The organism is Neobacillus mesonae, from assembly GCF_023715155.1.
Classification (GTDB): domain Bacteria; phylum Bacillota; class Bacilli; order Bacillales; family Cytobacillaceae; genus Neobacillus; species Neobacillus mesonae_A.
The window spans coordinates 49,107-74,512 of record NZ_JAMBNQ010000010.1 but is presented as its reverse complement, the minus strand read 5'-3'; the positions used below and the strand labels follow the sequence as shown (position 1 = coordinate 74,512).

General features: G+C 40.2%; 26 protein-coding genes and 1 riboswitch. Of the genes, 22 read left to right on the top strand and 4 right to left on the bottom strand.

Features of this window, described 5'->3' with window-relative positions; genetic code table 11:
* Positions 1 to 6 precede the first annotated feature (6 nt).
* The 4 genes from M3183_RS11085 to rbsK all read left to right on the top strand — a co-directional run bounded on the left by M3183_RS11085 (position 7) and on the right by rbsK (position 4,894).
* A complete protein-coding gene (locus tag M3183_RS11085) occupies positions 7 to 1,026 on the top strand; it encodes a pirin family protein (protein WP_251469517.1) in 1,020 nt (339 codons plus the stop codon).
* A 146-nt stretch (positions 1,027 to 1,172) separates the two neighbouring features.
* The gene (locus tag M3183_RS11080) at positions 1,173 to 1,688 is read left to right on the top strand and encodes a hypothetical protein (RefSeq protein ID WP_251469514.1); all 516 of its coding nucleotides are present in this window, start codon (positions 1,173 to 1,175) and stop codon (positions 1,686 to 1,688) included.
* 258 nt (positions 1,689 to 1,946) lie between these two features.
* A riboswitch (purine riboswitch) is annotated at positions 1,947 to 2,048 on the top strand.
* Between the two features lie 67 nt (positions 2,049 to 2,115).
* Positions 2,116 to 3,411, top strand: a complete 1,296-nt coding sequence (locus tag M3183_RS11075; protein ID WP_251469511.1) for an NCS2 family permease — start codon at positions 2,116 to 2,118, stop codon at positions 3,409 to 3,411.
* 604 nt (positions 3,412 to 4,015) lie between these two features.
* The gene (gene rbsK / locus M3183_RS11070; protein ID WP_251469508.1) at positions 4,016 to 4,894 is read left to right on the top strand and encodes a ribokinase; all 879 of its coding nucleotides are present in this window, start codon (positions 4,016 to 4,018) and stop codon (positions 4,892 to 4,894) included.
* A 257-nt stretch (positions 4,895 to 5,151) separates the two neighbouring features.
* On the opposite strand, the gene M3183_RS11065 is transcribed toward rbsK, so the two are convergent.
* Together M3183_RS11065 and M3183_RS11060 are read right to left on the bottom strand one after the other, a co-directional pair.
* Entirely contained in the window at positions 5,152 to 5,361 is a 210-nt protein-coding gene (locus tag M3183_RS11065; protein ID WP_251469505.1) for a YjzC family protein, read from the bottom strand.
* 29 nt (positions 5,362 to 5,390) lie between these two features.
* Positions 5,391 to 5,528 carry a hypothetical protein gene (locus M3183_RS11060; RefSeq protein WP_251469502.1) on the bottom strand — a complete coding sequence of 46 codons (138 nt, stop codon included), beginning with the start codon at positions 5,526 to 5,528 and terminating at the stop codon, positions 5,391 to 5,393.
* Positions 5,529 to 5,655: 127 nt separating this feature from the next.
* Between M3183_RS11060 and M3183_RS11055 the strand changes: the two genes are divergently transcribed.
* From M3183_RS11055 to M3183_RS11045, 3 genes are all read left to right on the top strand, one after another.
* Positions 5,656 to 6,006 (top strand): VOC family protein, encoded by a 351-nt coding sequence (locus M3183_RS11055; RefSeq protein ID WP_311315362.1) that lies wholly within the window; start codon positions 5,656 to 5,658, stop codon positions 6,004 to 6,006.
* An 11-nt stretch (positions 6,007 to 6,017) separates the two neighbouring features.
* Positions 6,018 to 7,490 carry a YdiU family protein gene (locus M3183_RS11050; protein WP_396953716.1) on the top strand — a complete coding sequence of 491 codons (1,473 nt, stop codon included), beginning with the start codon at positions 6,018 to 6,020 and terminating at the stop codon, positions 7,488 to 7,490.
* 346 nt (positions 7,491 to 7,836) lie between these two features.
* Positions 7,837 to 8,541 carry an L-type lectin-domain containing protein gene (locus M3183_RS11045; RefSeq protein WP_251469499.1) on the top strand — a complete coding sequence of 235 codons (705 nt, stop codon included), beginning with the start codon at positions 7,837 to 7,839 and terminating at the stop codon, positions 8,539 to 8,541.
* 77 nt (positions 8,542 to 8,618) lie between these two features.
* Here M3183_RS11045 and M3183_RS11040 read toward each other — a convergent pair whose 3' ends face one another.
* Positions 8,619 to 9,206 (bottom strand): hypothetical protein, encoded by a 588-nt coding sequence (locus M3183_RS11040; protein WP_251469497.1) that lies wholly within the window; start codon positions 9,204 to 9,206, stop codon positions 8,619 to 8,621.
* Positions 9,207 to 9,400: 194 nt separating this feature from the next.
* On the opposite strand from M3183_RS11040, the gene M3183_RS11035 reads away from it, so the two are divergent.
* From M3183_RS11035 to M3183_RS10995, 9 genes are all read left to right on the top strand, one after another.
* Complete coding sequence (locus M3183_RS11035; RefSeq protein ID WP_251469625.1) at positions 9,401 to 11,434, top strand: Na+/H+ antiporter; 2,034 nt, start codon at positions 9,401 to 9,403, stop codon at positions 11,432 to 11,434.
* Between the two features lie 146 nt (positions 11,435 to 11,580).
* On the top strand, positions 11,581 to 12,363 hold the full coding sequence (locus tag M3183_RS11030; protein ID WP_251469623.1) for an amino acid ABC transporter substrate-binding protein: 783 nt from the start codon (positions 11,581 to 11,583) through the stop codon (positions 12,361 to 12,363).
* An 84-nt stretch (positions 12,364 to 12,447) separates the two neighbouring features.
* The gene (locus M3183_RS11025) at positions 12,448 to 13,107 is read left to right on the top strand and encodes an amino acid ABC transporter permease (protein ID WP_251469494.1); all 660 of its coding nucleotides are present in this window, start codon (positions 12,448 to 12,450) and stop codon (positions 13,105 to 13,107) included.
* Positions 13,108 to 13,122: 15 nt separating this feature from the next.
* Positions 13,123 to 13,869, top strand: coding sequence for an amino acid ABC transporter ATP-binding protein (locus M3183_RS11020; RefSeq protein WP_251469491.1), 747 nt, complete (start codon positions 13,123 to 13,125; stop codon positions 13,867 to 13,869).
* A gap of 172 nt (positions 13,870 to 14,041) precedes the next feature.
* Entirely contained in the window at positions 14,042 to 14,320 is a 279-nt protein-coding gene (locus M3183_RS11015) for a hypothetical protein (RefSeq protein WP_251469488.1), read from the top strand.
* Complete coding sequence (locus tag M3183_RS11010; RefSeq protein ID WP_251469485.1) at positions 14,302 to 14,460, top strand: hypothetical protein; 159 nt, start codon at positions 14,302 to 14,304, stop codon at positions 14,458 to 14,460. Before M3183_RS11015 ends, M3183_RS11010 begins: the two co-directional genes overlap by 19 nt.
* 48 nt (positions 14,461 to 14,508) lie before the next feature.
* Positions 14,509 to 14,724, top strand: coding sequence for a hypothetical protein (locus M3183_RS11005; protein WP_251469482.1), 216 nt, complete (start codon positions 14,509 to 14,511; stop codon positions 14,722 to 14,724).
* On the top strand, positions 14,717 to 15,082 hold the full coding sequence (locus M3183_RS11000) for a hypothetical protein (protein ID WP_251469479.1): 366 nt from the start codon (positions 14,717 to 14,719) through the stop codon (positions 15,080 to 15,082). Before M3183_RS11005 ends, M3183_RS11000 begins: the two co-directional genes overlap by 8 nt.
* Positions 15,083 to 15,186: 104 nt before the next feature.
* A complete protein-coding gene (locus tag M3183_RS10995; RefSeq protein WP_251469476.1) occupies positions 15,187 to 16,296 on the top strand; it encodes an FtsZ/tubulin family protein in 1,110 nt (369 codons plus the stop codon).
* A 418-nt stretch (positions 16,297 to 16,714) separates the two neighbouring features.
* Here M3183_RS10995 and M3183_RS10990 read toward each other — a convergent pair whose 3' ends face one another.
* Positions 16,715 to 17,155 (bottom strand): universal stress protein, encoded by a 441-nt coding sequence (locus M3183_RS10990; RefSeq protein WP_251469473.1) that lies wholly within the window; start codon positions 17,153 to 17,155, stop codon positions 16,715 to 16,717.
* Positions 17,156 to 17,364: 209 nt separating this feature from the next.
* Between M3183_RS10990 and M3183_RS10985 the strand changes: the two genes are divergently transcribed.
* From M3183_RS10985 to M3183_RS10960, 6 genes are all read left to right on the top strand, one after another.
* Positions 17,365 to 17,586, top strand: coding sequence for a heavy-metal-associated domain-containing protein (locus M3183_RS10985; protein WP_251469471.1), 222 nt, complete (start codon positions 17,365 to 17,367; stop codon positions 17,584 to 17,586).
* 651 nt (positions 17,587 to 18,237) lie between these two features.
* Complete coding sequence (locus M3183_RS10980; RefSeq protein ID WP_251469468.1) at positions 18,238 to 20,142, top strand: heavy metal translocating P-type ATPase; 1,905 nt, start codon at positions 18,238 to 18,240, stop codon at positions 20,140 to 20,142.
* A gap of 20 nt (positions 20,143 to 20,162) precedes the next feature.
* The gene (locus M3183_RS10975) at positions 20,163 to 20,843 is read left to right on the top strand and encodes a Crp/Fnr family transcriptional regulator (RefSeq protein WP_251469466.1); all 681 of its coding nucleotides are present in this window, start codon (positions 20,163 to 20,165) and stop codon (positions 20,841 to 20,843) included.
* Positions 20,844 to 20,975: 132 nt separating this feature from the next.
* Positions 20,976 to 21,854, top strand: coding sequence for a DMT family transporter (locus tag M3183_RS10970; RefSeq protein ID WP_251469464.1), 879 nt, complete (start codon positions 20,976 to 20,978; stop codon positions 21,852 to 21,854).
* Between the two features lie 981 nt (positions 21,855 to 22,835).
* A complete protein-coding gene (locus M3183_RS10965) occupies positions 22,836 to 24,455 on the top strand; it encodes an amidohydrolase (RefSeq protein WP_251469462.1) in 1,620 nt (539 codons plus the stop codon).
* A gap of 31 nt (positions 24,456 to 24,486) precedes the next feature.
* Entirely contained in the window at positions 24,487 to 25,374 is an 888-nt protein-coding gene (locus M3183_RS10960) for a nitrilase-related carbon-nitrogen hydrolase (RefSeq protein WP_251469460.1), read from the top strand.
* The last annotated feature ends 32 nt before the right edge of the window (positions 25,375 to 25,406 follow it).

Sequence of the window (25,406 nt, the reverse complement as noted above, 5' to 3'; positions counted from 1 at the left end):
TGATTTATGTCAGAACAAAAGATTCTTGGCGTACAACCATTAGGGTTTCAATGGCAGACAGAAGACCCGTTTATTATAACAATGCATCATAAGGATGCTTATCCTAAAGGAAATGAGCAGCAGGGACCTGCTGTATCATTAGAAGGCAGAGATATTGGACAGGATTTCACAATGAAAGATGGTTTTAGAATGTATCATGGTTCAACTGTCCCGGGCTTTCCCGCCCATCCACATAAAGGATTTGAAACGGTTACGATTGTTCTGGAAGGCTTTGTCGATCATTTCGATTCAACGGGGGCAAAAGGACGCTATGGGAATGGGGATGTACAGTGGCTGACAACCGGGAAGGGATGCCTTCATAGTGAGATGTTCCCGCTTGTACATCAAGACAAGGGTAATCCGCTTGAACTTTTTCAAATCTGGCTGAATTTAGCAGCTAAAGATAAAACAGCAGATCCTGATTATAAGATGTTATGGGCTGAAGACATTCCCACAGCAGAAACAACTGGTTCAAATGGGAAGAAAACAACGGTCAGACTTATAGCCGGCAGACTGCAGGAGAAAAATAGCCTGGATCCCGCATCAGCATCCTGGGCAAAAGACCCTGACCACCATGTTGGTATATATCTGATTAAAATGGAGCCTGAAGCAGTGTTTACCTTGCCGGCGGTTTCTAGTACATTGAACAGAAATTTATATTTTTATGAAGGGGAAGAAATCCATCTAGAAGGGACCTCTATCCCAGCTTCCCATCGGGTAAAACTAGCAGGAGATCAGGAAATTGCTATTACCAATGGCGACAAAGAAGCTTATATTCTTGTCCTTGAAGGCGAGCCGATTAAAGAACCTGTAGCACAATACGGTCCATTTGTCATGAACACTGAACAGGAAATTCGTGCTGCCTTTAACGAGTATCAAAGAAACCAATTCGGCGGCTGGCCTTGGGGACCGATGGATGTGGTCAATGAGCGCAGTGCGCGGAGATTTGCCCAGCATGGCGATGGCAGAGTAGAAAAAAGAGATTAAGGCATGGGGGTGTTCCTCATGCTTTCTTTTTGCAATGCCCAATATTCTTATCTTAACGTCCAAGCCTGGTTCAATATAGTCCAAGTGTCATGATTCAATGGATGTGCATAGACTAAATCATGAATTTGATTGGAGGTTTTTGCACAATGGCAGGTCCTTATATGCAAAGTTTTAGGCCCTATCCCCATTCACCTTCTTACTATCAATATACCTATCCATATCCTTCTCCATATTATGGGGGACTGCCTCCGGGATATTGGCATACAGGCAGTCAGTTAGGCGGTTTTTATGCGAATGGTCATTTAGGCGGCGGTAATGGAGCCGGATACAATGTTGGCGGATATTTGGGCGGTCAGCATGGCCTTGGCCTTTATTCAGGCGGCCAGCTTGGAGGAGGGCAGGGACTCGATATCCATGCATTGGGTTCTTTAGGGGGTCCAAAAGGTCTGGGAGTTCAAGCGGGCGGCCAGCTCGGGGGAGGCAATGGCCTCGGCATTCATGCAGCAAGCCATTTAGGGGGACAAAAAGGATTAGGCGTCCAAGCAGGCGGTCATTTAGGCGGCGGACACGGCTTGGGTGCACATGTCGGCGGTCAAGCTGGGAAATATAACGGTTCCCTTGGCTTTCAATTTGGCGGACAAAAACCATTTGAATCATCTTAGAAGCATGGGAGAATCCATGCTTCTTTTTCTAATGGATGGTGTTTGCCGAGTGAGAATATAAAAATGAAAGTGCCGGCGGGTAAAATGAAAATCTTTGGGTTAAATTAAAAATTAGAAAATATTTTAATGGGTAAATCTCTAAAATTGATGAGTATCACTTTTTAAAAGACGGAGTTATCATTAAGCAAATTAACTTAATAGGCTGAAAATGGCTTGTGCTATTGACTCCAAACTTTATCGCTGATACGATTCCTTTATTCATTTCATAACGATTTACCTTGTATAAGTTCAAGAATATGGCTTGAACGTCTCTACCGGGCTGCCGTAAATAGCCTGTCTACAGGGGGCAATGAGTAAAGATTGTCCTTTGCACAGACTCCTTCGGCAGAAGCCGGGGGATTTTTTTTTTAGATTCGGAGGAATCATCATGAAAAGTTACTTTCAATTTTCCGAACGGGGTACTACCTTTAAGCAGGAGAGTGCAGCAGGAGTTACTACCTTTCTCTCAATGGCATATATTCTCGTTGTCAATCCAGTTATCTTAAGCCAAACTGGAATGGATAAGGGTGCATTATTCACGGCAACGGCCTTGTCAGCCATCATTGGTTCCCTGCTTATCGGATTAATTGCTAATTATCCGATTGGGATTGCGCCAAGCATGGGGATTAATGCCTTTTTTACCTTCAGCGTCTGCATCGGGATGAAAATACCTTGGGAAACAGCGTTAACGGGAGTTTTTGTTGCAGGTGTTTTATTCATGATATTAAGCTTATTGAAAATCCGCGAAAAAATTATTAATATCATTCCTCAAGATTTAAAACATGCTATTGCCGGTGGAATTGGATTTTTTGTTGCTTTTATGGGCTTAAAAAATGCCGGAATTGTGATGGCTGATGAAGCGACATTTGTGGCGATTGGCCATCTGAAAGCTGCGCCAACAGTACTAGCCATTATCGGCTTCATCATTACAATTTTTCTTTTAAACAGGGGAGTTAAGGGCGGCATTTTTTATGGAATGGTGTTGTCTGCCATCCTTGGAATGATTTTTGGAGTAATCAAACCACCGCATGCCATTATCGGAAAAATACCTAGTTTAGAGCCCTCATTTGGGGTTGTTTTCAGCCATTTAGATGAAATCTTTACTCCTAAAATGCTTGCTGTTATTTTTACATTCTTGTTTGTCGCTTTTTTTGATACGGCTGGTGCTTTAATTGCCATTGCCAGCCAGGCTGGTCTCATGAGAAATAATCAGATTCCGAATGCGGGGAAAGCTCTTTTGGCTGATTCTATGTCAGGTATTGCGGGATCTATATTGGGTACCTCCACCACAGCCTCATTCGTAGAGTCTACTGCGGGAATTGCGGTTGGCGGCAGGACAGGCTTTACTTCAGTCATTATTGCCGCATGTTTTACGGTTTCCTTGTTTTTTGCACCAGTCCTGTCTGTTATTACCCCCGAGGTGACAGCTCCAGCACTTATCGTTGTTGGGGCTATGATGGCAACAGAAATCAGCAAAATCAACTGGAGCAGTTTTGCCATCGTCGTTCCAAGTTTTGTAACCATTATTATGATGCCTTTAACTTATAGTGTGGCAACAGGGATTGCCCTTGGTTTTATCCTTTACCCTATTACCATGTTTGCTACGAAAAAAACGAAGGAAGTTCATCCAATCATGTATGTACTTTGTGTAGTATTTATAGGCTATTTTGTATATGTTGTTTAATTAAAAAACAGCTTATCTCTGGTGTGATAAAGTTTAGTTCTATATTTCAACATGATAAATTGATTTGGGAAGTGCAGAAAAACTCTGTACTTCCCTTTTTCATACTTATAAATCTAAAAAAGCAGGCACATGTTGATAGCGTACTTTACCAGTTGCATGTAAAAAAAGGTTTGTGTTACTCTTTTTTTTGCGTAATCGGTTACACATAAGGGGTGAGATAGGAATAGCTGCAATACGAGATGCAGAGAAAAAAGCTGGAGTATCTGAGCGACGGTTCAAGAGCCTTAAATGATAAAGGATCCGTACATGAAGATACGAGAAAGCAATCCAAGAATTAAATTATAAGCCGAATAAAGCGGGACGGTCTATATATAAGAAAAATCAAGATTAATCTAGCCGCTCTTCCTCTTCTGAGAGGTCCGTTTGAAATAAGCTAGCTGCTTTTTCCCTTTTATCAACGATTTGAAAGCAGGCATATGTTTTGGAAGAGCGACTGCAAAACTATTAATACAAATAATGAGTGACGAAATAATAGAGAAAAAAGAATATTCAATTGCCTGCTGCGTTTATTGAAAGGCAAACATGGCTAGAAAGGATAAGAACAATGGCGAAAATAACCGTAATCGGAAGTGCATCAATGGATTTAGTTGTAACGGCTGTGAAAAGGCCGGAAAAGGGTGAAACGATTCTTGGGGAATCGTTTAAAACAGTGCCTGGCGGCAAAGGGGCCAATCAGGCCGTTGCTGCCGCGCGGCTGGGTGCAGAGATGTATATGGTTGGATGTGTTGGTGATGATGCATTTGGAAAGGACATACTAGATAATTTTAAAAAGAACCATGTTTCTACAATTTATATGGAAAAGGTTTCGGATACAGAAAGCGGAACTGCCCATATTACCCTTGCTGACGGTGATAACAGCATCATTGTGGTAAAAGGTGCCAACAATTTTGTCACACCAGATTTGGTGGAAAAGGCGATGGATGTTATTCGTGAGTCAGATATCGTCCTGATCCAGCAGGAGATTCCTGAAGAAACAGTGGAATTTGTAAGCGATAGCTGTCATCAATGTGGTGTTCCACTTCTTTTGAACCCGGCTCCTGCAAGGCAGATTAATAAGGAAGTAATTGAAAAGGCAGCTTATATGACACCAAATGAATTAGAAGCTTCGGTCCTTTTTGAAAATAAAGACCTTCATTCGGCATTAGCACAGTATCCAAATAAAGTGTTTATTACGGAAGGTAAAAATGGAGTCCGCTTCCACGATGGTGAAAAAGAAGTGGTGGTTCCTTCATATACCGTGGAGGCTGTTGATACAACAGGTGCAGGGGACACTTTTAATGCGGCCTTTGCTGTTGCATTGGCAGAAGGAAAGAACTTTGAAGAAAGCGTACGTTTTGCCAACCGTGCGGCTTCCCTATCTGTTACAAAGTTTGGTGCCCAAGGCGGAATGCCAGCCAGAACAGAAGTAGAGGAGAGCATGTAAAATGAAACGCCCATGGAATGTTAACTGACACATTACCAAAGTTTAACCGATCTTCGCCGCACAGACTTTATCGTCATTGGAGACGCGGGGCTCCCTATACCTGAAGGGTTACGAGAATCGATTAGCCATTAGGCCGGGACTGCCTTCTTTTAAAGAGGTTACGGATGCTGTTGCTGATGGTATGTGATTGAGAAGTGTATCTGTTTCCAACACTATCTAAACAAAAGGCGTTTGCAGACAGGCAAACACCTTTTACTTTATTTTACAAGTTTCCAATGGTGCTGCCGGGTCCTAGTTTTCTTATCTCCTTTGTGTTCAATTGTTACGGTAAAGGGTTTCAATTCAGGTAACGTATCCCCTTGTCTCACCTGTGCATATAGCGCTCTTTTTACCTTGCCGCCGCCATGTCCGACTTCCACATAAAGTCCTGAACGTTTTGCAGTCTCTCCCGACTTTATCACTGTCATTTACACAACTCCTTTCTTAATGACACACCTTATAAATATATAAGGAATAATTGAGTAATATGATTAGAAAGGAAGGTAATCGAGCCGTCATGAGAAACGAAAACAGGCAGCCAGCCAGAATGCGGCCTTTGGTGCAGACTGCTGCCTTGGTTTTGTAACATTGGCATCCAAATAATAACCCGTTTCTGAGCATCCTGCCCCTTAATTGCTTTTAAAGTTTGGGGTTGATAAACTAATTTTATGTTGTGAGCAGAAAGGAAGTTTATATGATCATTAATAAGATTGGAAGTAACGGTGTATGTAAAAGATCAGGAAGAGGCTAAAGAATTTTGGATAAATAAGGCGGGGTTTGTTTTAAAAGTGGAACAGCCAATGGGTCCGGACTTTTCTTGGATTGAGGTTGGACCAAGCGAGGATGAATTTACCACTTTAGTTCTTTATGCCAAAGAGGCAATGGAGCAGCACGAGCCATCAAAGGTTTCACATCCATCAATTCTTTTCAGCACGACGGATATTGATGCTTCCTATAAGAAAATGAAGGAAAATGGAGTGGAAGTTGGGGAAATGCTAAGAATGCCATTTGGAACTATGTTTTCCTTTAATGATCAAGATGGGAATGAATACTTATTAAGGGAAGACAAATAAAGGAAGGAGATATGATGACGAAAGAAAATAAAAATCCGGGATGGAATTTTGATAATAGTTATGCTCGATTACCGCAATCGTTCTTTTCTAGTCAAAAACCTCAACCGGTTCGCTCTCCGAAACTAATCATTTTTAATGAGCCGCTGGCAGCAACCCTGGGATTAAACGCTGAAGTGTTAAAGTCTGAAGATGGGGCGGCCGTGTTTGCGGGCAATCATGTTCCTGATGGTGCTCATCCTCTTGCCCAAGCCTATGCCGGTCACCAATTTGGACATTTTACGATGTTAGGGGACGGCAGGGCTATGCTGATTGGGGAACAAATGACTCCTGCAGGAGACCGGTTTGATATTCAGCTGAAGGGTTCAGGAAGAACGCCATTCTCACGCGGCGGTGATGGAAGGGCAGCTCTTGGACCGATGCTGCGCGAATATATAATGAGTGAAGCGATGCATGCGCTGGGCATTCCTACCACCCGCAGTCTTGCCGTAGTGACAACTGGTGAAACTATTTACCGTGAAACCGAACTGCCTGGTGCCATTCTGACTCGGGTGGCTTCCAGTCATCTACGTGTCGGTACCTTTGAATATGCTGCAAATTGGGGTACGGTCCAGGATCTTAAGACCTTGGCTGATTATGCAATCAGCCGCCATTATCCAGAAATTGAAGAGGCCCAAAATCGTTATTTGTCCTTCCTTAAGGAATTGATTAAGCGGCAGGCAGATCTAATCGCTAAATGGCAGCTGATTGGCTTTATCCATGGGGTCATGAATACCGACAACATGACCATTAGCGGAGAAACGATTGATTATGGTCCGTGTGCTTTTATGGATACTTACGATTTAGCAACAGTGTTCAGCTCTATCGATGTACAAGGGCGTTATGCATATGGGAACCAGCCGTATATCGGAGGATGGAATTTGGCGCGCTTTGCTGAGGCTATATTGCCGCTTCTGGACGATGATGAGAAAAAAGCTGTCAAGTTAGCCGAAGAGGCCATTTCAGAGTATGGAAAGCAATACCAAGCAAATTGGCTTATAGGAATGAAAGCAAAATTAGGATTGTTTAATGACGAGGAACAGGATGAATCCTTAATGGAAGATCTCTTAAAGCTGATGAAGAAGTATCGTGCGGATTATACCAATACTTTCCTTGCTTTAACATTTGATAGACATGAAGAAACAGGTTTGCTGGGATCGAAGGAATTTTCTCAGTGGCATAAAAGGTGGCAGGAACGTCTAGACAGACAGGATGAAACGCAAGCCGCCTCACATCAGTTGATGAAGAACTCTAATCCGGCAGTGATTCCAAGAAATCACCGGGTGGAAGAAGCTTTAGATGCTGCGGTCAATCAAGATGATTTGAATGTGATGAAAAGGCTCCTTGATGTTCTATCCAATCCATATGCACATACACCGGACCAGGCGGAATACTGTACACTGCCGGCACCATCAAAGACTCCATACCGCACATTCTGCGGAACTTAAAAAAGGAGTTGGCCATTTGAAGGATGTCCTTCCAGTCTATAGGTAATGCTGGATATAATTAGGTTATTTTGGAGCGTATTTATCTTTGTTATTTTGCATAAAACCCTCTTATGAGATAAGGTTTCTTGTCAACACCTTTATCCAAATAAGAGGGTTTTAATTTTTTGGGTTTTTTGTTTGTATTTTTTCAATATGATTTTTAAAAATACGTGAACGCACAATCAACCTTTATAGTTTAAAAATAAATTAATAATGACTTGTAAAACAATTGAAATAGTGTGTGAAGTTTTGTGTGGACAAACTATGGGATTGGTTAACTAATAAAAAACAAAGGGGTTTTTACATTATGGGATTAAGACCTATATGCTTTACGTTTGATGATTTTTCAGATCCTTCCGACCTGACGCTTAATGGCTCAGCAACGACAATAAACTCAGGAGGACAGACAGTTTTAAGATTGACAGGAGCTTCAACTTCTCAGGCTGGAAGTGCCTTCACAACTGAAACTTTTCCACTATCGAATGGTTTCAGCACTTTCTTTTCGTTTCAGATGACAGACCCTGGTGGTGGAGACGATCCATCTGGAGATGGTCCAGGGGCAGATGGAATCGTCTTTATGGTCCAAAGCAATTCAAATACAGCTTTAGGAGCAGCTGGCGGCGGTATTGGTTACTTTGAGATCCCTAATAGTGCAGGAGTTGAATTTGATACGTTTTTAAATGTTGGTTTTGCGGATCCCAATGGAAATCATGTTGGTGTTGACACCGAGGGCTCTGTCAATTCAATCGCGACAAGTATTGCACTCCCAGATCGTTTAAATAATGGTACTGTTTGGTTTGCGTGGGTAGACTATTCTCCTGTAACCAATATATTAGAGGTGAGGGTATCAACCACTAATGTTCGTCCTGCAGTTCCGACACTTACTGCAGTTGTTGACATTCCTCTATTACTCGGTTCCTCAGAAGGTTACATTGGATTTTCAGCAGGTACCGGGGCGCTTTTTGAAAATCATGATATCCTATCTTGGGAGTTTTGCTCATCGGCAATGTAGAAGGAAGCACAGTTTTGCTTACTTCTTAAATGATAAAAAGCATTTTCCTATTATTTGTGAAAATGCCTTTTTTTATTTCAAGCCTCTGCCGTACTTCTTCTTTCCAGCCATGTAATCCCTGCAAATAATACTGCTAATGACGCTCCGCATCCAATAACAAAGCCGCCGCCATGAATAAGAAGTGCGGCAATCCACATGATGCTGAGTATAAAGTGGGTAGAACGCAGTACCTTTTTCTTCTTTGTATTCCTTTTTAACTTAAACCCATACCCTGCCAAAAAAAGTAACAGTAATAGAGCAGCGGCGCCTGTTAGATTATCAGGCTTTTTAAAGTTAGTTATTACATAATAGCCACCATGTATAACTACAAGAGCCAAAGCCGTCCACCCGGCATAGGTATGAACACTATGCACTCTTTTTGCTGCTATTTTAATGAGTCCAAACGGAGACTTTAGTTTTTTCTTTAATAAATACCAGGAAAAACTAAGTGTTCCGGCTAAAATGGCACCATTTCCTAATAGTTTAAATATCCCGCCGCCATTATGGTGATCATGACCTTTCAACTCGTGATAATATGGCTGATAAAATAAATACAAAAAAATGAAAGCAAAATAAATCACTCCTGTTATTATGATGGGAGTATATTCCTTAATCTTCACTTTCATTAGCACCTTCCCCTAATAGGATTAGTATTTACTGTCACTATAAAGCATCATCCTTAAAATCTCATGAAGCAGTTATTAAAAGATCATGAATTTCGGTGGAGACCTTCAAATAAGGTAATACAGTCGTCCAACAAGTTTTTTTTTACCAAAGAAAGGTATAATAAGAACTGTATTTGTAAGAAGGGAGCGGTGTGATGAATCTATTAATGACCGTATTATTATTGCTGCTTTGCTTGCTGATATCCAATATTATCAGCCATTACATTCCCTTTATCCCGACGGCTTTAACACAAATTGCATTTGGTGTTATCCTGGCACTGCTGTTTCGGAATTTTACACTTAAAATCGAAACCGAGTGGTTTTTGCTGCTCTTTGTTGCTCCGTTATTGTACAACGATGGCAGGTATTTTCCACGGGAAGAATTGTGGAATCTAAGGGTGCCCATCCTTGGGAATGCCATTGTACTGGTCTTAATTACTACTATCGGGGGCGGTTATTTTATTCATTGGATGATCCCGACCATTCCCCTTGCCGCCGCATTTGCACTTGCAGCCATTTTATCGCCGACCGATCCTGTCGCTGTAAATGGAATTGCCAAGCGGATACATATTCCTGATAAAGTTTTAAATTTGGTTAGAGGAGAATCGTTAATCAACGATGCATCCGGACTGGTTGCCTTTAACTACGCTGTTGCAGCTGTAGTAACGGGGTATTTCTCACTAAATAGAGCGGTTATTGATTTTTCCTATATGTTTGTGATTGGCGCCATAGCGGGTCTTATGCTTGGAATCATTATTACATGGATTCGTTTCCTGCTTCGTAAACAAGGCATTAACGATGTTACATTCCACTCATTATTGCAGGTTATGACACCATTTGTCATTTTTATCATCGCTGAGGAACTGCTGCATGCCTCTGGTGTAATTGCAGTTGTTGCTGCCGGTATTTTTCATTCAATAGCTGGGGAGAAAACAGAGGTCATACTCGCAGAGGAGCAGATTCTAACAGAGAATATTTGGTCGCTCGTGTTATTTGTTTTAAATGGTGTAGTATTCCTTTTATTAGGATTGAATATTCCATCCTCGATGGCGGAATCGGTCGCTAACCCGAATGTAGGAAATTGGCTTATCATTGGCTATGTTTTGGCGATTGGGGTTGTGATTCTGGGGATTCGGTTTATTTGGACGTATCTATTTTCACAATATGATTACCATTTTGGAAAATCAGAGGATGTGGAAAGGCCAAATATGAAAACAACATTATTTACCAGTTTGACAGGCGTGCGCGGTGCTGTGACAATGGCTGGTGTTCTTTCAATTCCGTATGTTGTTCAAAATGGGAGTCAATTTCCGGAACGTTCATTAATTCTCTTTTTGGCAGCTGGCGTCATTTTGTTCACCTTACTTGCTGCAACCTTCCTTCTTCCACTTTTAAGTAAAGGTGATATGATATCGGGTGAGGAAAGTAATTATATTAATATCAATGAGGCAAAACGAACCATTTTACTGGCAGCGATTAAAAAGATTAGGGAAGAAATAAATGAAGAGAATGAGTTTGCAGCTTACGAATTAATGAATGAATATAAGCGGAAGTTCCAGAAAATCCATCCGCATTTGAATCTAACAACTGCGTATTCAGATGAATTTCAACAAAAGGTAACAGACATTCGGTTATTGGCATTAAAGGCAGAACGGAATTATATCCATGATTTAATGGAAAAAAAGGAGCTGGATGAAGAGGTAATTGAAACATTTGAAAAATCACTAGACCACCGTCAGGAAGCATTGTCAAACACGATTCGTTCCAGGACACTGTACTTGATTGGGCTGACAAAACGAGCCTGGGGCAGGTTTTGGCTCCATTATCGGAAAGATAAAGAAAAAAGAATTGCTAAATTACAGTTGAGCAGGGGAATTCAATTAAAAGCTGTAAAAGCAGGGCTTACATTTTTAGAGGAATATGCAAAAAAGACTGAAAAGAAAGCAGCAGTAAACATTGTCATCGTTGATTATAAACAGATTATAGAACAATTAAAAAGGTCAACTTCAAGATATAATGAAAAAAACGAAGAACTAAAAGAAGGATTACGGCTTAAAGTGATGGATATTGAACGGTCTGAAATTCACGGTATGTTTGAATCCGGCAAGATCGGCCGAGACCAGGCAAGGGAGCTTCGGAGGTTCATTAATTATATTGAAAGTGTAACGTTATATGATCACGGGGAGTAACTGAGGGAGCCCTTTCCAATATAGGAAAAGGTTCTTACCGTTTTTACCGATAAAGATATTGTCTTTTAAAATATTATAGTGTTATAATGTGCTAGTATGATAATATGTTAACGTACTAAAGCAAATAACGAAAAGGTGGATTAATGATGAAACGGTTAATGACTTTCGTTTTAATATTAGCAGCAGCATTGTCAGTGCTTACTGCATGCTCAGGCAAAACATCAGAGAAAAAAGGAGACAATGATACCATTGTCATTGGGATTGATGATAAATTTGCACCAATGGGCTTCCGGGATGAGAATAACGATATTGTCGGTTTCGATATTGATTATGCGCGCGCAGCTGTTGAAAAAATGGGGAAAAAGGCAAAATTCCAGCCGATTGACTGGAGCACGAAAGAATCTGAACTAAGCAGCGGACGGATTGACCTTATTTGGAATGGTTATACGATTACGGACGAACGGAAGAAAAAGGTCCTTTTTACAAAACCATATTTGAAAAATGCCCAAGTAGTGGTAACAAAGGCCGATTCAAACATCACCAAACTTGCTGATTTAAAAGGAAAAGTAGTTGGATTGCAGTCACTTTCATCTGCAGCTGATGCTTTAAACGAGAACCCAATTAAGTCAAAAATTAAAACCATCACTGAGTTTAAAGATAATGTACTAGCATTGAATGATTTAAAGAGCGGCCGATTAGACGCTGTTGTTATTGACGAAGTAGTCATTGACTACTATATGTCAAAAGAAAAGGGCGCCTTTAAGGTATTGGATGAGTCCCTTGCTCCTGAGGAATATGGAGTGGGTGTGAAAAAAGGTAATGAAGATTTACTGAATAAGCTTCAAAAAGCTCTTGATGAAATGAATCAAGATGGTACTGCCGCAGAAATTTCGAAAAAATGGTTTGGCGAAAATAAGGTATTAAAGTAAAATAGGTTTTGGGAAAAACTATTATAGAATGAAGTTAAACAGGATTTCCTCTGGAAACCCTGTTTTGTTTTGGAGGATACTTATATGTCATTCGATTATGTAATCCAGATATTGAAGCCAATGCTGGAAGGGGCACAAATGACGGTTCTTTTGTTTATTATTGCGATTGGTGTGTCCATCCCGCTAGGTTTTCTATTAACGCTTGCGGTTCAAAGCCGCTTTAAACCTCTTTCCTATCTTGCACAGGCATATATTTACATTATGCGTGGAACGCCGCTCTTGCTGCAGCTCCTGTTCATTTGCTTCGGACTGCCGATGCTGCCGGTTATTGGGGAATATTTGGTGCTGGACCGATTTGTGGCGGCAAGTATTGGGTTTATTTTAAACTATGCTGCCTATTTTGCAGAGATTTTTCGTGGAGGGCTTTTAGCCATCGATAAAGGACAATATGAGGCTTCCCAAGTTCTTGGCTTAAGTAAATGGCAGATGACTACGCGGATAATTTTGCCGCAAATGTTCCGTATTGCCCTTCCGGCAGTGGCAAATGAATCAGTAACACTTGTTAAAGATACTGCTTTACTCTATGCAGTAGCTGTTCCAGAACTCTTGCACTTTGCTGAAACAGCCGTCAACCGTGACTTTACAATAGTTCCATTTTTAATCGCCGGGATCATTTATCTTATCATGACACTTATATTAACCATTTTCTTTAAATGGATTGAGCGGCGGTTTCGATTTGAGTAGGAAGGTGTGATCCATATGTCGTTCATTGAAGTATCAAATTTAAAAAAATCATATGGTAAGCTGGATGTATTAAAACAAATCAACTTTGAAGTAAATAAAAACGATGTAGTAGCAGTGATAGGTCCGTCCGGCTCGGGGAAAAGCACGATGCTCCGCAGTCTCGTTCATCTTGAAGAGGTAAACGGCGGCAGTATTAAAATATCTGATGATTACTTGGTAAAGGATGGTATTTATTCAAAACCTCAGGAAATCAAGCGGGTGACATCAAGGATGGGGATGGTATTCCAGCATTTTAATCTATTCCCCCATCTAACTGTTAAGGAGAATCTTGAAATTGCCCCTAAGCTGGTAAAAAAAGAGCCGGCATCAGAAATCAAAAATCGCAGCACAGATCTTTTAGAAAAGGTTGGGCTGATCGACCGTGCGAATGCCTATCCAGCCAATCTATCAGGCGGTCAAAAGCAACGGGTGGCGATTGCCAGGGCTCTGATGATGGATCCGGAAATTATGCTGTTTGATGAACCAACTTCCGCGCTCGACCCAGAGTTGACAGGTGAAGTGCTCCAGGTGATGAAAGCTTTAGCCCAGGAGCATATGACGATGATTGTCGTCACCCATGAAATGGGCTTTGCCAAAGAGGTAGCGGACCGCGTGATGTTCATGGATAATGGAGAAGTTATTGAGACCGGCCACCCATCACAGCTATTTGAAAATCCACAGAATGAACGGACAAAAGCCTTTTTGCACAGGAATCATAAATAATTTTTGAAAAAGCAGAAGCCTTGTTGATGCAGGCTTCTGCTTTTTTATATGGGGTTGGATTTGGGTAGTGAAGGTCAATGGAGACTGATTGGGGTGGATTGCCCGGGAGGGAGGGAAAAATGATTGATGCGGTCAATGGAGAGGAGCTGGATTGCCCGAGGAGGGGGCAAAAATGATTGAGCGGTCAATGAAGAAGGGCTGGATTGCCCGAGGAGGAGGGAAAAATGGTGGAACGGTCAATGCAAGAGGGCTGGATTGCCCGAGGAGGAGGAAAAAATGGTGGAACGGTCAATGGAGAGGAGCTGGATTGCCCGAGGAGGAGGAAAAAATGGTGGAACGGTCAATGGAGAGGAGCTGGATGGCCCGAGAAGGAGGAAAAAATGGTGGAACGGTCAATGAAGAAGGGCTGGATGGCCCGAGGGGGAGGAAAAAATGGTGGAACGGTCAATGAAGAAGGGCTGGATTGCCCGAGGAGGAGGAAAAAATGGTGGAACGGTCAATGGAGAGGGCTGGATTGCCCGAGGAGGAGGAAAACATGGTGGAACGGTCAATGGAGAGGAGCTGGATGGCCCGAGAAGGAGGAAAAAATAGCTGAGCGGTCAATGGGGAAGGGCTGGATTGCCCGAGAAGGAGGAAAAAATGGCTGAGCGGTCAATGGGGAAGGGCTGGATTGCCCGAGAAGGGGGAAAGCAAGGTGGAACGGTCCATGGAGAAGGCTTGGATTGCCCGAGGAGGAGGAAAAAATGGTGGAACGGTCCATGGAGAAGGGCTGGATTGCCCGAGAAGGAGGAAAAAATGGCTGAGCGGTCAATGGGGAAGGGCTGGATGGCCCGAGGGGGAGGAAAAAATGATTGAGCGGTCAATGCAAGAGGGCTGGATTGCCCGAGGAGGGGGCAAAAATGGTGGAACGGTCCATGGAGAAGGGCTGGATTGCCCGAGAAGGAGGAAAAAATGGCTGAGCGGTCAATGGGGAAGGGCTGGATTGCCCGAGAAGGGGGAAAGCAAGGTGGAACGGTCCATGGAGAAGGCTTGGATGGCCCGAGAAGGAGGAAAAAATGGTGGAACGGTCAATGAAGAAGGGCTGGATTGCCCGAGAAGGAGGAAAAAATGGCTGAGCGGTCAATGCAAGAGGGATGGATTGCCCGAGGAGGAGGAAAAAATGGTGGAACGGTCCATGGAGAAGGGCTGGATTGCCCAAAAAGAAGAAAAATGACCTTAAATGGTCCATGAAGCAGCTGCCATTCCGAACAATTTTCTTATGCAAAGTCTAATTTAATAAAATCTGAGTATTATTTTAGTAAGAAAGGAAGTGATCAGGTGAAAGCAATCGGAATTTTGGGCGTAGGCCAGGCTGGCGGCAATATCGCACAGATTGCAGCACAAATGGGATTTCAAACTGCATTGATCAATACAAACCAGCGGGATGGCTTAGTAAATACAAAGGTGGAAAGAAAATTCTTTGTCCCCGGATATAATGGCGCCGGACAAAATCGATCCATAGGATTAAAAGCTGTGAATGACAACTACAGAGAGATGATTGATTTTGTGCAGAAATCTTTTAAAAACATAAGGCTTTTGTTAGTGGCTTTTTCTACTGACGGCGGCACTGGCTCCGGAATGAGCCCATTACTTATTGACTTATTATTGGATAATCTGCCAGGCGTTAATATTGGTGCTATAGCGGTTGTGCCAGACCGAAATGTCTTAGCAGGCAACCGAATCAATGCAACAGAGTGCATTACAGAGATTTCAAGAATTGAATCACTATCCTCAGTATTTCTTGTCGACAATGACCAAGTGAGAAAACAAAATCCACAATCCAGCAAACATCAAATTTATCTTTCCTCCAATCAACAAGTAATGGAAGGCATTAATCATGTTCTCCAGGTAACACGAAAAAGCTCTTTTTATGGAAACTTTGACGAAACAGATTTAATGAATATCTTGTCAACAAGAGGAGTAACCATTATTTCTACGGCGGCTATTACAGATGCAAAGACTTCAGCTGAGGTGGCAAATAAAGTACAGCAATCATGGCTGAATTCGCCATTTTGCCCATTGGAATCCGCGGGCGTTATTCGCGCAGGTTTAATTTATGAAGGACCTGAAAAAATGTCAAAGCTTATTAATGTCCCGTCCATTTTCCAACAGGTTGGAGAACCGCTGGAATTATTTGAGGGTACCTATATTACGGAAACAGATCCCACTATAACCACCATTCTTGCAGGGCTATCGTTCCCAAGCCGCAGAATGCTGTCGATTGAGGAATCTATTGAGAAAAATAAGGACCGACTTCAAGGTTTGGTCAGCAAAGAGTTTACCCAGACGTATGAGTCGAAAATCAACTGGGCTTCAAACTTAAAAGCTAGAACACAGGAAAGAAAGCCTGGAAGTATTACATCGAAATTGTCAAAATATCAAAAATAAAAAAATAGGGTCGGTTCCCTTTGCCAGGGACTGACCCTATTTTTATTTTTTTTATTCAGGCTCTTTTCTAAAAGATTGTTGCTTTTTGCTCCCTTTTTAAGATTCGTTCAAAAAATAGAGCTAGAAATTCCCCTTATTTAGGAAATTGGATGTTAATTAGCTGAAATAGACGGAGGGACTTCCCTTATTTGATTTTAAACTGCTAAAATCGGGTGCTTTTCATTGAATAACGGAAAAAACTCCGCTTATTTTTTACTATTTAATTCTTAATTTTGGAAATAACGGGAAAACTTCCGCTTATTTTTTACTTCCAAGGGGGCTATCCTGTAATCCAGCTTTTTCGCAGAGTCCGCTTATTCCTAAATTGAATAAACTACCGCTTTTCTTGGCATAACAACATAGGTTACGAAAATATCCTTTATTTAACAATAAACACAGGGCGTGGGGATTTTTGGACCACGTAGTGGCTGACACTTCCTAAGAACACTTCTTTCAGCCCGCTTAATCCGCGGCTTCCCATAACAACCAAATCTGGCTGTTCTCTGTTAATGAAGTCAATGATGGATTTACCTGGACTTCCTTCTAAGAGATGTGTTTGTGTCTTATTAGGGACATCACTTAATTTCTTTTCTATATCGTTAAGCGTTTTTTTGGCGTCTTCAAGCATGCTTTTCCGTATGGGGTCAATTGATGTATAAGCACCATATACGTAGACGGAAGAATTTGTATCTACAGCTGTTATAACATCCAATGTGATCTTTTCATCTTGCTTGGCTAGTGTAATAGCCATTTCTAATGCTTTTTTACTTAACTCAGAATTATCGAATGGAACCACAATTTTAGAAAACATATCTAACATGTTTTCATTCCCCCTAAATAATTTGGAATTTTATTCTCCCTTTCACCATCATTCTATCACCATAGATGGCTCTGAAAATCCCTAAACATTGACAAATTTAGGTCGGAATTGTGTATGTTTTTTAAAATCTTAAAAACTTGATGACTATCAAATCTTTTCTTGTTGAAAAAATTTAAACTAAAAATACAAAAGAAAAGGAGGAAATGAGCATGGCAAAAGCTATTTATCAATTGGATCCGTTAACCTGTCCATCTTGTATTAAAAAAATCGAGACTACTTTGAATAAGACGGCAGGAGTGGAATCTGCCAAGGTGTTGTTTAGCTTAAGTAAGGTCAAGGTTGAATTCGATGGATCAAAGGTCAATGGAAAAGAATTAGAAATGAAGATTACGAAATTAGGGTACCCAGTGCTCTCTTCGAAAGTCTCGTAAGGGATGTTCTTAAACCCACCCCTATTCGCTGGCAGCGGATAGGGGTTATTTTTTGTGAGGTTGCTTGATTGATTTTCTGTTCTTATAGGAACTTATGAGGACAGGTTGGATAAGAAATTTGTGTTTCGAGTTCTCATAGACATTTCATGAGAACAAATCCCTATAAAATCAAATGGCTTCCGTTTTCATAGAGGGTTTATGAGGACAGTTCCAATAGGAAAACTGTGTTTCCAGTCCTCATAGACATTTCATGAGAACAAATCCCTATAAAATCAAATGGCTTCCGTTTTCGTAGAGGGTTTGTGAGGACAGTTTCAATAAGAAATCTGTGTGTCCAGTCCTCATAGACATTTCATGAGAACAAATACTTATAAAATCTAATGCTTCGAGTTCTCATAGAGGATGTATGAGGACAGTTCCAATAGGAAAACTATGCTACCAGTCCTCATAGACGTTTGATGAGAACAAATTCCGATAAAATTAAATGCTACCCGTCCTCATAACCGCTTTATAAGTACAAACTCAGATGAAATTCTTATCTCCAGGTTCTCAAAATCATGATAAAGATTCCAAATCTTGACTGTCATCAATTCTTTAAATCTAAAAGTACCTTAGCATATAGGTAAAGATAAGGGATGGGAGGATGTTGATATGATCGCGTTCGTTCACCAATATAAAAACAAAATTGCACTAATATCTGGGCTTTTTATTGCCAGTGGTTTTCTTACTGGGGTAATGGGGATGACCACCTTGAAAAACTTGGCTCTTTTGGCCGCAACAGTTATCGCCAGTGTCCCTATTTTTCTCAAGGCCTATCAGGCATTAGCAATGAAAGCTTTTAGTATTGAACTTCTAGTTAGTATTGCTGTAATCGGAGCAATTTTTATCCAGGAATACACTGAGTCAGCAATCGTCACCTTTTTGTTCCTTTTTGGAGATTTCCTTGAAGCAAGGACATTGGAAAAAACTCGGTCATCTTTGAAGAAACTTGTAGAAATGGCACCACTGGAAGCAGAAGTGATTTGTGATGGAGTTCCAGTTACCATCCCTGTGGAGGAAGTTCTGAAGGGGGACCGCGTCATTGTTCGGTCTGGTGGAAAGGTCCCGGTGGATGGGAAGATTTTATCCGGACATGCCTATTTAAATGAAGCAGCGGTAACTGGAGAACCTATACCGTCTGCAAAATATGCGGATGATCAAGTATTTAGCGGCACTATCGTTGATAATGGTTATATTGAAATAATGGCTGAAAAGGTAGGGGATGATACCACTTTTGCAAAAATTATTGAATTGGTCGAAGAAGCGCAGGAATCAAAGTCAAAAACGGAAAAGTTCCTTGATAAATTTTCAACGATTTATACGCCTGCTGTAGTGCTTTTATCCATTATCGTATTCGTTCAGACAAGAGATCTCCATTTAGCCATCACATTTCTAGTAGTTGCCTGCCCAGGAGCTCTAATCATCGGCGCTCCGGTCTCAAATGTCGCAGGGATTGGAAATGGAGCTAAAAACGGTATCCTTGTTAAAGGCGGAGAAATAATGGAGCGATTCTCCAAAGTTGATACACTTGTACTGGATAAGACAGGAACACTGACAATGGGGAAACAGGAAGTAACGGATGTTAAGGTATTCGGACAAATGAGTACAAATGATTTACTAAGCCTTGTTGCCCAAGCAGAAACGATATCTGAACACCATTTAGGCCGAACGATTGTGAAGGAAGCAAAGGCTAGAAAAATAAATCTGTCTAGTGATGTTGAAAGCGGAGAAGTCGTTAAAGGAAATGGGATCCGTGCTGATATTGAAGGATATCATTTAGTAATTGGAAATCGTAAATTAATCACGAGAGAAAACATTGATATTCCGCGGGAAGTGTCGGTCTATTGCTTCGAGAGAGAGAAAGAAGGCAACACGGTAATTTTTGCAGCTATAGACGGCAAGCTGGCAGGTGTTATTTCCATAGCGGATCAAATTCGTGATGATGCCCAAAAGGCTTTGAATGAAATGAGGAATAATGGAATAAAGAAAATTGTTATGCTGACAGGCGATAACCGCTACACTGCCCAATTGGTTGCCGAGCAGCTGGGAATAGATGAATTTCATGCAGAATTATTACCAGAGGAGAAAGTTGAATATGTGAAAAAATTAAAAGCGGAAGGTCATGTAGTCGCAATGGCAGGAGACGGGATAAATGATGCTCCGGCCATTGCAGCCGCAGACATAGGGCTGGCAATGGGCGAAGGCGGCACAGACATCTCTATGGAGACAGCTGATGTAGTCTTAATGGCAGATAAACTTGTGCAATTATCCCATGCCTATGCACTTTCAATAGCAACAATCTTCAACATGAAACAAAATACCTTTTTCGCTGTATCAATTGTATTCGTTCTTTTAGCTGGAGTACTGCTCGGATCAGTTCATTTATCGTCAGGTATGTTTATTCATGAAGCAAGCGTACTGCTCGTCATTTTAAATGCCATGAGATTAATTAAATTTAATCATAAGAAAGAAGAGGGAGCAGTAAAGTTACAAAAATTTATAAATGAAAAGGTGTGAAAATAGTGGAGGAAGAAAATATGCACGCATGTCATCAGCATGAAAAAATGTGCGTTTCGCTCGTTCCAATTTTTAATCACTTAGAAACGGAACAAATGGCTGAAATCATGAAAACAGCCAAATCCGGTACTTTTAAGCGTGGAGAAATTATCTATCATGCTGGTGACAAGTCGGACTCCCTTTATATTTTAAACAAAGGGAAGATAAGAATCTATCGGTTATCTGAATCAGGAAAGGAACAATTGGTTCGTATTTTGCATCCTGGTGATTTTACAGGAGAATTGGCTTTGTTTAAAGAAGAAACGCACGAATCATATGCGGAAGCCATAGCAATGACACAAATTTGTATGATCAATCGAACAGACCTGCAGGAACTTCTGCTGAAGTATCCATCGATATCAATAAAAATATTGACGGAGTTTTCTAATAGACTAGAGGAAGCCGAAAGGCAGACCACTCGATTTGCTACAGAAAAGGCCGAAACCCGAATTGCCGTTTTTTTAGCGGAATGTCTGGAAGATCAAGGTCAATTCAATATGTTGGAACTGCCAATGAGTAAAAAGGATTTAGCCTCCTATTTGGGAACCACTCCAGAGACGATCAGCCGAAAATTAGCTGATCTTCAGCATAAAGGCTATATCAGGCAGATTTCTAATAAAAAAATAGAGGTTTTGGATTTAGATGGGATGCTGTTGATTTGAAGTTAGTTCAACAATGGCCGTTTTTGTTTAAATAAGACTTCGTCATTTAATTTGACGATATCTAGTTCCCTTTTAAACCGACATATCCTAAAATTAATCTATACAAATTTAGGTGGAAAGGGAGATAAAAGGGTGAAGGGGAAGGCAAAACTATTAACCGCCATGCTGATTTGGGGAAGTTTGGGGTTATTTGTAAAAAATATAAATTTACCATCAAGTGAAATTGCTTTATTTAGGGGAGTGATAGGCAGCATATTTTTGCTTGGGGCAAGTTTACTTATTAAACAAAAAAAATCTTATGGCGCCATAAAGGAAAATGCAGTATTGCTTATTTTGTCAGGTGCAGCACTTGGCTTTAATTGGATTTTGCTGTTCGAAGCCTATCGTTATACGACAATATCTAATGCCACATTGAGCTATTATTTTGCACCTATTTTTGTGATGGTATTGGCCCCGTTTATTTTAAAAGAAAAATTAAGGTTGTTTAATGTCATCAGTATTGCAGCAGCCATGCTTGGCTTATTTTTAGTTAATATGGGAGGCGCTTCCGGCGGGGCATCCGGTAATCATACCATTGGGATCTTGTACGGATTGTCAGCAGCGGCTCTTTATGCAAGTGTAGTATTATTTAATAAATTTATTAAGAACCTGCCTGGCTTTGAAACAACTATGATTCAATTATTAATTGCTGTTATTGTTTTATTTCCATATGTCCTGTTAAAGGATAATCTGGATTTTTCAAGCCTAAACGTTCGGTCCATCGTATTTATGGTGATTGTTGGTATCATCCATACTGGATTTGCTTATTTTCTATACTTCACTTCTATAAAAGATTTAAAGGGCCAGACAATTGCATTGCTAAGTTATTTAGATCCCATTTCAGCCGTTATTTTTGCAGCTATCTTTCTAAGTGAAAGTATGAATATGGTCCAAATTATCGGAGGAATTCTTATCCTTGGGTCAACTTATTTAAGCGATCGAATGGAGATGAGGGTAAAGAAGGCTGCGTAACAGTCATATTATAACCCCAAATATGCAGGTCCCTTGAGATTTCTATTTGACCATTGCTCTTTAAGCTTTATTTGTGGATGTATCTCCGTTTTAAGGAAGGGAGCCCAAATTACAGTGTTATGAAGACAGACGAAGCACATGGATAGAATCCATGTGCTTCGTCTGTTATTTAGATAGCCTTTAATAAGTTAACTTATTAATACTGCAAGTTCTATCCTTTGTGTAAGGAGATTATTTAGTTGCTTATAATTAGTCTGACGAAAGGAATAGGGAGGATTCCTTTTTACATTTAAAAGGAAATATAGTAAATTATAAGAATAATCAAAATGTTTTTTCCCCATATAGCGGGTAAATTCAAATGTTCCCAAGGTATCTAAAAAGTTTAGAGGAGGCAAAAATATCTACAAGGGGCAAAAAAAGGGATGCCCTCTAAATTTCGTTAATGTTAAGAAATTCATGGGGATAAATTGACATTATGTCTAATGAATGCGCTTTCTAATTTGAATATAATAAATTTACAGAGTAATATACAAATTCAATGCATTAACTATTTTGTTAAAATGTTTATAGAATGTCTATCCTATCCTCTGCTTTTTTGTGGAAAAGTCTTACGGTTAATCTTAAACAAGTATGCCAATGGTTTGTGGCTCCTTTTTAACCTTTTCGTTTCATAAGTCAAGCCACTCAGTTTATACGAGTAATTGTTATCTTTTTACACTTAAATACATCAAAGACCTTTCACTCTTCAACTTTCTTGAGTTTTTTAAAACAACGGTGACACTTCAAACTAACTTCTTTCAAATTTCAACTTTTATTGTAAAAGTGCAGGTACTCATCTTCATTTCTATTGTTATTATATTCAACAAAAACTTTCCAATAGAAACATAACCATTCGAATAACCTTTTTTATTAAGGTAAATAAATTTTCAAAGAAATCTATGAAAATTGTATCTAAAAAAGTAGAAAGAAAGGAATGTGCATATGAAAGCAGATGTTATATTTTTAAACGGTGAAGTGATTACAGTAGATGCAGATCAATCTGTTGTAGAAGCTGTAGCTGTAAAAGAAAACCGTATCGTTTATGTGGGATCAAATGCAGGGGTAAGTGATTGGGTTGGAACTGAAACAGATGTAATTGATTTACAAGGTAAAACGCTTCTACCTGGATTTATTGATTCACATCTTCATCTTCTGTTATACGGCGCTAATCAGTTAGGTGTAAGTTGTAAAGCGAAACATATAGATTCTGTGGGTGCTATTTTAGAAGATTTGAGAAAAAAAGCGAAAGAAACGCCTAAAGGTGAGTGGGTAAGGGCATGGGGCTTTAACGAAAATGCTGTTAAGGAAAAGCGATTTCCGACAATTGCTGAACTCGATGCTATTTCGGAAGACCATCCGATTATCATAACTCGTACTTGTAACCATATAAGTGTGGTTAATAGTAAGGCATTAGAAATGGCGAACATTAACGAGAATACGCCAAATCCGAACGGTGGTGTGATAGAAAAGGATTCGATTGGAGCTTTGACAGGCAAACTAATCGAAGCAGCGAATATGGAAATGAGTGAGATTGCTAGTTATTCGGAGAGTGAACTTTTGAAGGCTGCAAAAATTGCATCCGATCATTTCATCCAAGCCGGCATAACTAGTGTTCATGATGCAGGGGCAAATGGTTCCGAGAGTTTCCGGATCTTGCAGCAAGCTATTAAGAATAAAGATATTCGGATTCGAGTATATGCCATCATTTGTTCGTTAAATAATTCACATGAATTTGTACATAAGATGATAAATGCTGGTGTTGTAACTGGTACAGGGAATGAGAGATTCAAAGTTGGACCAGCAAAATTGTTTACTGACGGAAGTAGTACGGGACCAACCATTGCAACCCGTGACCCATATACAAGTGATTCGGAAAACTCAGGAATTCTTTATTATAGTGAGGAAGAAATTTATCAAGTATTAGGAGAAGCCCATAAAAAAGGTTATCAAATAACTGTACATGCGCAAGGAGATAAAGCAATTGAGATGTATTTAAATTGTGTAGAAAGGGCCATTAAAGAATATCCAAGAGAAGACCATCGTCATCGAATTGAGCATGCCGGTATTTCAATGCCGGATTTGCAGGATAGAATAAAAAATCTAGGACTTATTCCTATTCCAAATCCTCCATTTCCATACGAATTTGGAGATACGTATCTGCACAATTACGGGGATCGCGTCAATTATATGTATGCTGCCCGGGATTTTATTGACCGGGACATTGTAGCAGCAGCCGGTTCCGATGCGCCGGTTACCGATTACCATCCTTTACTAGGTATACATGTTGCGGTTAATCGAAAAAGTCAATCAGGAAAAGAAGTTGGAATTAATCAATCTATCAGCTTGATGGAAGCGATTAGGTTATATACGTGGAATGGTGCATATGCAAGTTTTGATGAAAAAATAAAAGGGAGCATAGAAGTTGGAAAATTGGCTGACCTTATTGTGTTAAGTGAGAGTATTTTAAAATGCAAACCGGATGGAATAAGGGACATTAAAGTAGAAGCTACCATGATTGATGGTGAACTTTTATACAAAGCAGAACAGTTTGTAAATAGTTAAGCATCGTCATGTATAGAAAGGTGTTGAAAACGTGACAAAAATAAAAATATCCGCTTGTCAGTTCAAAGTAGAGCCTATTAATGATTTTGATGGATTTAAAAAGCAGGTTTTCAGCCTGATAAAAGATGTGCCAGAGGATACGGATTATGTTCTGTTTCCTGAACTTTTGACAGTAGGTTTATTAACGACTTTCCCTAACTCAGAAAAGTTTAGGGAAACAGATATGTGTAAACTAGATGAATTCACACAATCATATAAAGGTTTTTTTAGTGACTTGGCCAAAAAACGTTCACAGGTAATTATTGCAGGTTCCCATCTAGAACGACGTGGAGAGGATTACTATAATATCGCCTATATTTTTAACTCGGATGGAAGATTTGTTGAACATAAAAAAACTCATATTTTTCCCGCAGAAGCTAACTGGCATACAAAAGAGGGAAATGACCTTAAAGTGTATCAAATTGGACCAGCAAAAATAGGGATTGCTATTTGTTATGAAATAGAAATACCTGAAGTTTCACATATTTTAAGTGGAAATGGAGCAGAAATTATTTTTTGCCCATCGTATACATTTACTGAGTATGGTTTTTGGAGAGTCAGGCACTGCGCTCAAGCTCGCGCAATTGAAAACCAAGTCTATGTTGTACATTGCCCTATGGTTGGTGAACCGGGTGCTCCCATAAAAAATGGGTTTGGCAGAGCTTCTATCTTAAGTCCTTGTGACACTGCCTGGAGTGAGAATGGTGTAGTTGCTGAGGCGAATTTAAATGAGCATATGGTCATAACGGGTGAAGTAGATTTAGACGAATTATATGAAAACCGTCAAAATGGTGCTGCTACAACTTTTTACGACCGTAGACGCAGAAAGGATATGTATTCCAAATTTGCCCCGTTTCACTCATCGAAAGTCAAAATTTAAATGATGGAAATAAAATTTAATCTAAAGATTTA

Excerpts from the sequence above, each read along its gene's own strand:
- M3183_RS11080 (WP_251469514.1), top strand. The coding sequence starts at position 1,173 with ATGGCAGGTCCTTATATGCAAAGTTTTAGGCCCTATCCCCATTCACCT.
- M3183_RS11030 (WP_251469623.1), top strand. The coding sequence starts at position 11,581 with ATGAAACGGTTAATGACTTTCGTTTTAATATTAGCAGCAGCATTGTCA.
- M3183_RS11065 (WP_251469505.1), bottom strand. The coding sequence starts at position 5,361 with ATGACAGTGATAAAGTCGGGAGAGACTGCAAAACGTTCAGGACTTTAT.
- M3183_RS11010 (WP_251469485.1), top strand. The coding sequence starts at position 14,302 with ATGGTGGAACGGTCAATGAAGAAGGGCTGGATTGCCCGAGGAGGAGGA.
- M3183_RS11020 (WP_251469491.1), top strand. The coding sequence starts at position 13,123 with ATGTCGTTCATTGAAGTATCAAATTTAAAAAAATCATATGGTAAGCTG.
- M3183_RS10985 (WP_251469471.1), top strand. The coding sequence starts at position 17,365 with ATGGCAAAAGCTATTTATCAATTGGATCCGTTAACCTGTCCATCTTGT.
- M3183_RS11005 (WP_251469482.1), top strand. The coding sequence starts at position 14,509 with ATGGCTGAGCGGTCAATGGGGAAGGGCTGGATTGCCCGAGAAGGGGGA.
- M3183_RS11060 (WP_251469502.1), bottom strand. The coding sequence starts at position 5,528 with ATGCCAATGTTACAAAACCAAGGCAGCAGTCTGCACCAAAGGCCGCAT.
- M3183_RS10965 (WP_251469462.1), top strand. The coding sequence starts at position 22,836 with ATGAAAGCAGATGTTATATTTTTAAACGGTGAAGTGATTACAGTAGAT.
- M3183_RS11040 (WP_251469497.1), bottom strand. The coding sequence starts at position 9,206 with ATGAAAGTGAAGATTAAGGAATATACTCCCATCATAATAACAGGAGTG.
- M3183_RS11045 (WP_251469499.1), top strand. The coding sequence starts at position 7,837 with ATGGGATTAAGACCTATATGCTTTACGTTTGATGATTTTTCAGATCCT.
- M3183_RS11015 (WP_251469488.1), top strand. The coding sequence starts at position 14,042 with ATGATTGAGCGGTCAATGAAGAAGGGCTGGATTGCCCGAGGAGGAGGG.
- M3183_RS11085 (WP_251469517.1), top strand. The coding sequence starts at position 7 with ATGTCAGAACAAAAGATTCTTGGCGTACAACCATTAGGGTTTCAATGG.
- M3183_RS10980 (WP_251469468.1), top strand. The coding sequence starts at position 18,238 with ATGATCGCGTTCGTTCACCAATATAAAAACAAAATTGCACTAATATCT.
- rbsK (WP_251469508.1), top strand. The coding sequence starts at position 4,016 with ATGGCGAAAATAACCGTAATCGGAAGTGCATCAATGGATTTAGTTGTA.
- M3183_RS11000 (WP_251469479.1), top strand. The coding sequence starts at position 14,717 with ATGATTGAGCGGTCAATGCAAGAGGGCTGGATTGCCCGAGGAGGGGGC.
- M3183_RS11035 (WP_251469625.1), top strand. The coding sequence starts at position 9,401 with ATGAATCTATTAATGACCGTATTATTATTGCTGCTTTGCTTGCTGATA.
- M3183_RS11025 (WP_251469494.1), top strand. The coding sequence starts at position 12,448 with ATGTCATTCGATTATGTAATCCAGATATTGAAGCCAATGCTGGAAGGG.
- M3183_RS11050 (WP_396953716.1), top strand. The coding sequence starts at position 6,018 with ATGATGACGAAAGAAAATAAAAATCCGGGATGGAATTTTGATAATAGT.
- M3183_RS10975 (WP_251469466.1), top strand. The coding sequence starts at position 20,163 with ATGCACGCATGTCATCAGCATGAAAAAATGTGCGTTTCGCTCGTTCCA.
- M3183_RS10990 (WP_251469473.1), bottom strand. The coding sequence starts at position 17,155 with ATGTTAGATATGTTTTCTAAAATTGTGGTTCCATTCGATAATTCTGAG.
- M3183_RS11075 (WP_251469511.1), top strand. The coding sequence starts at position 2,116 with ATGAAAAGTTACTTTCAATTTTCCGAACGGGGTACTACCTTTAAGCAG.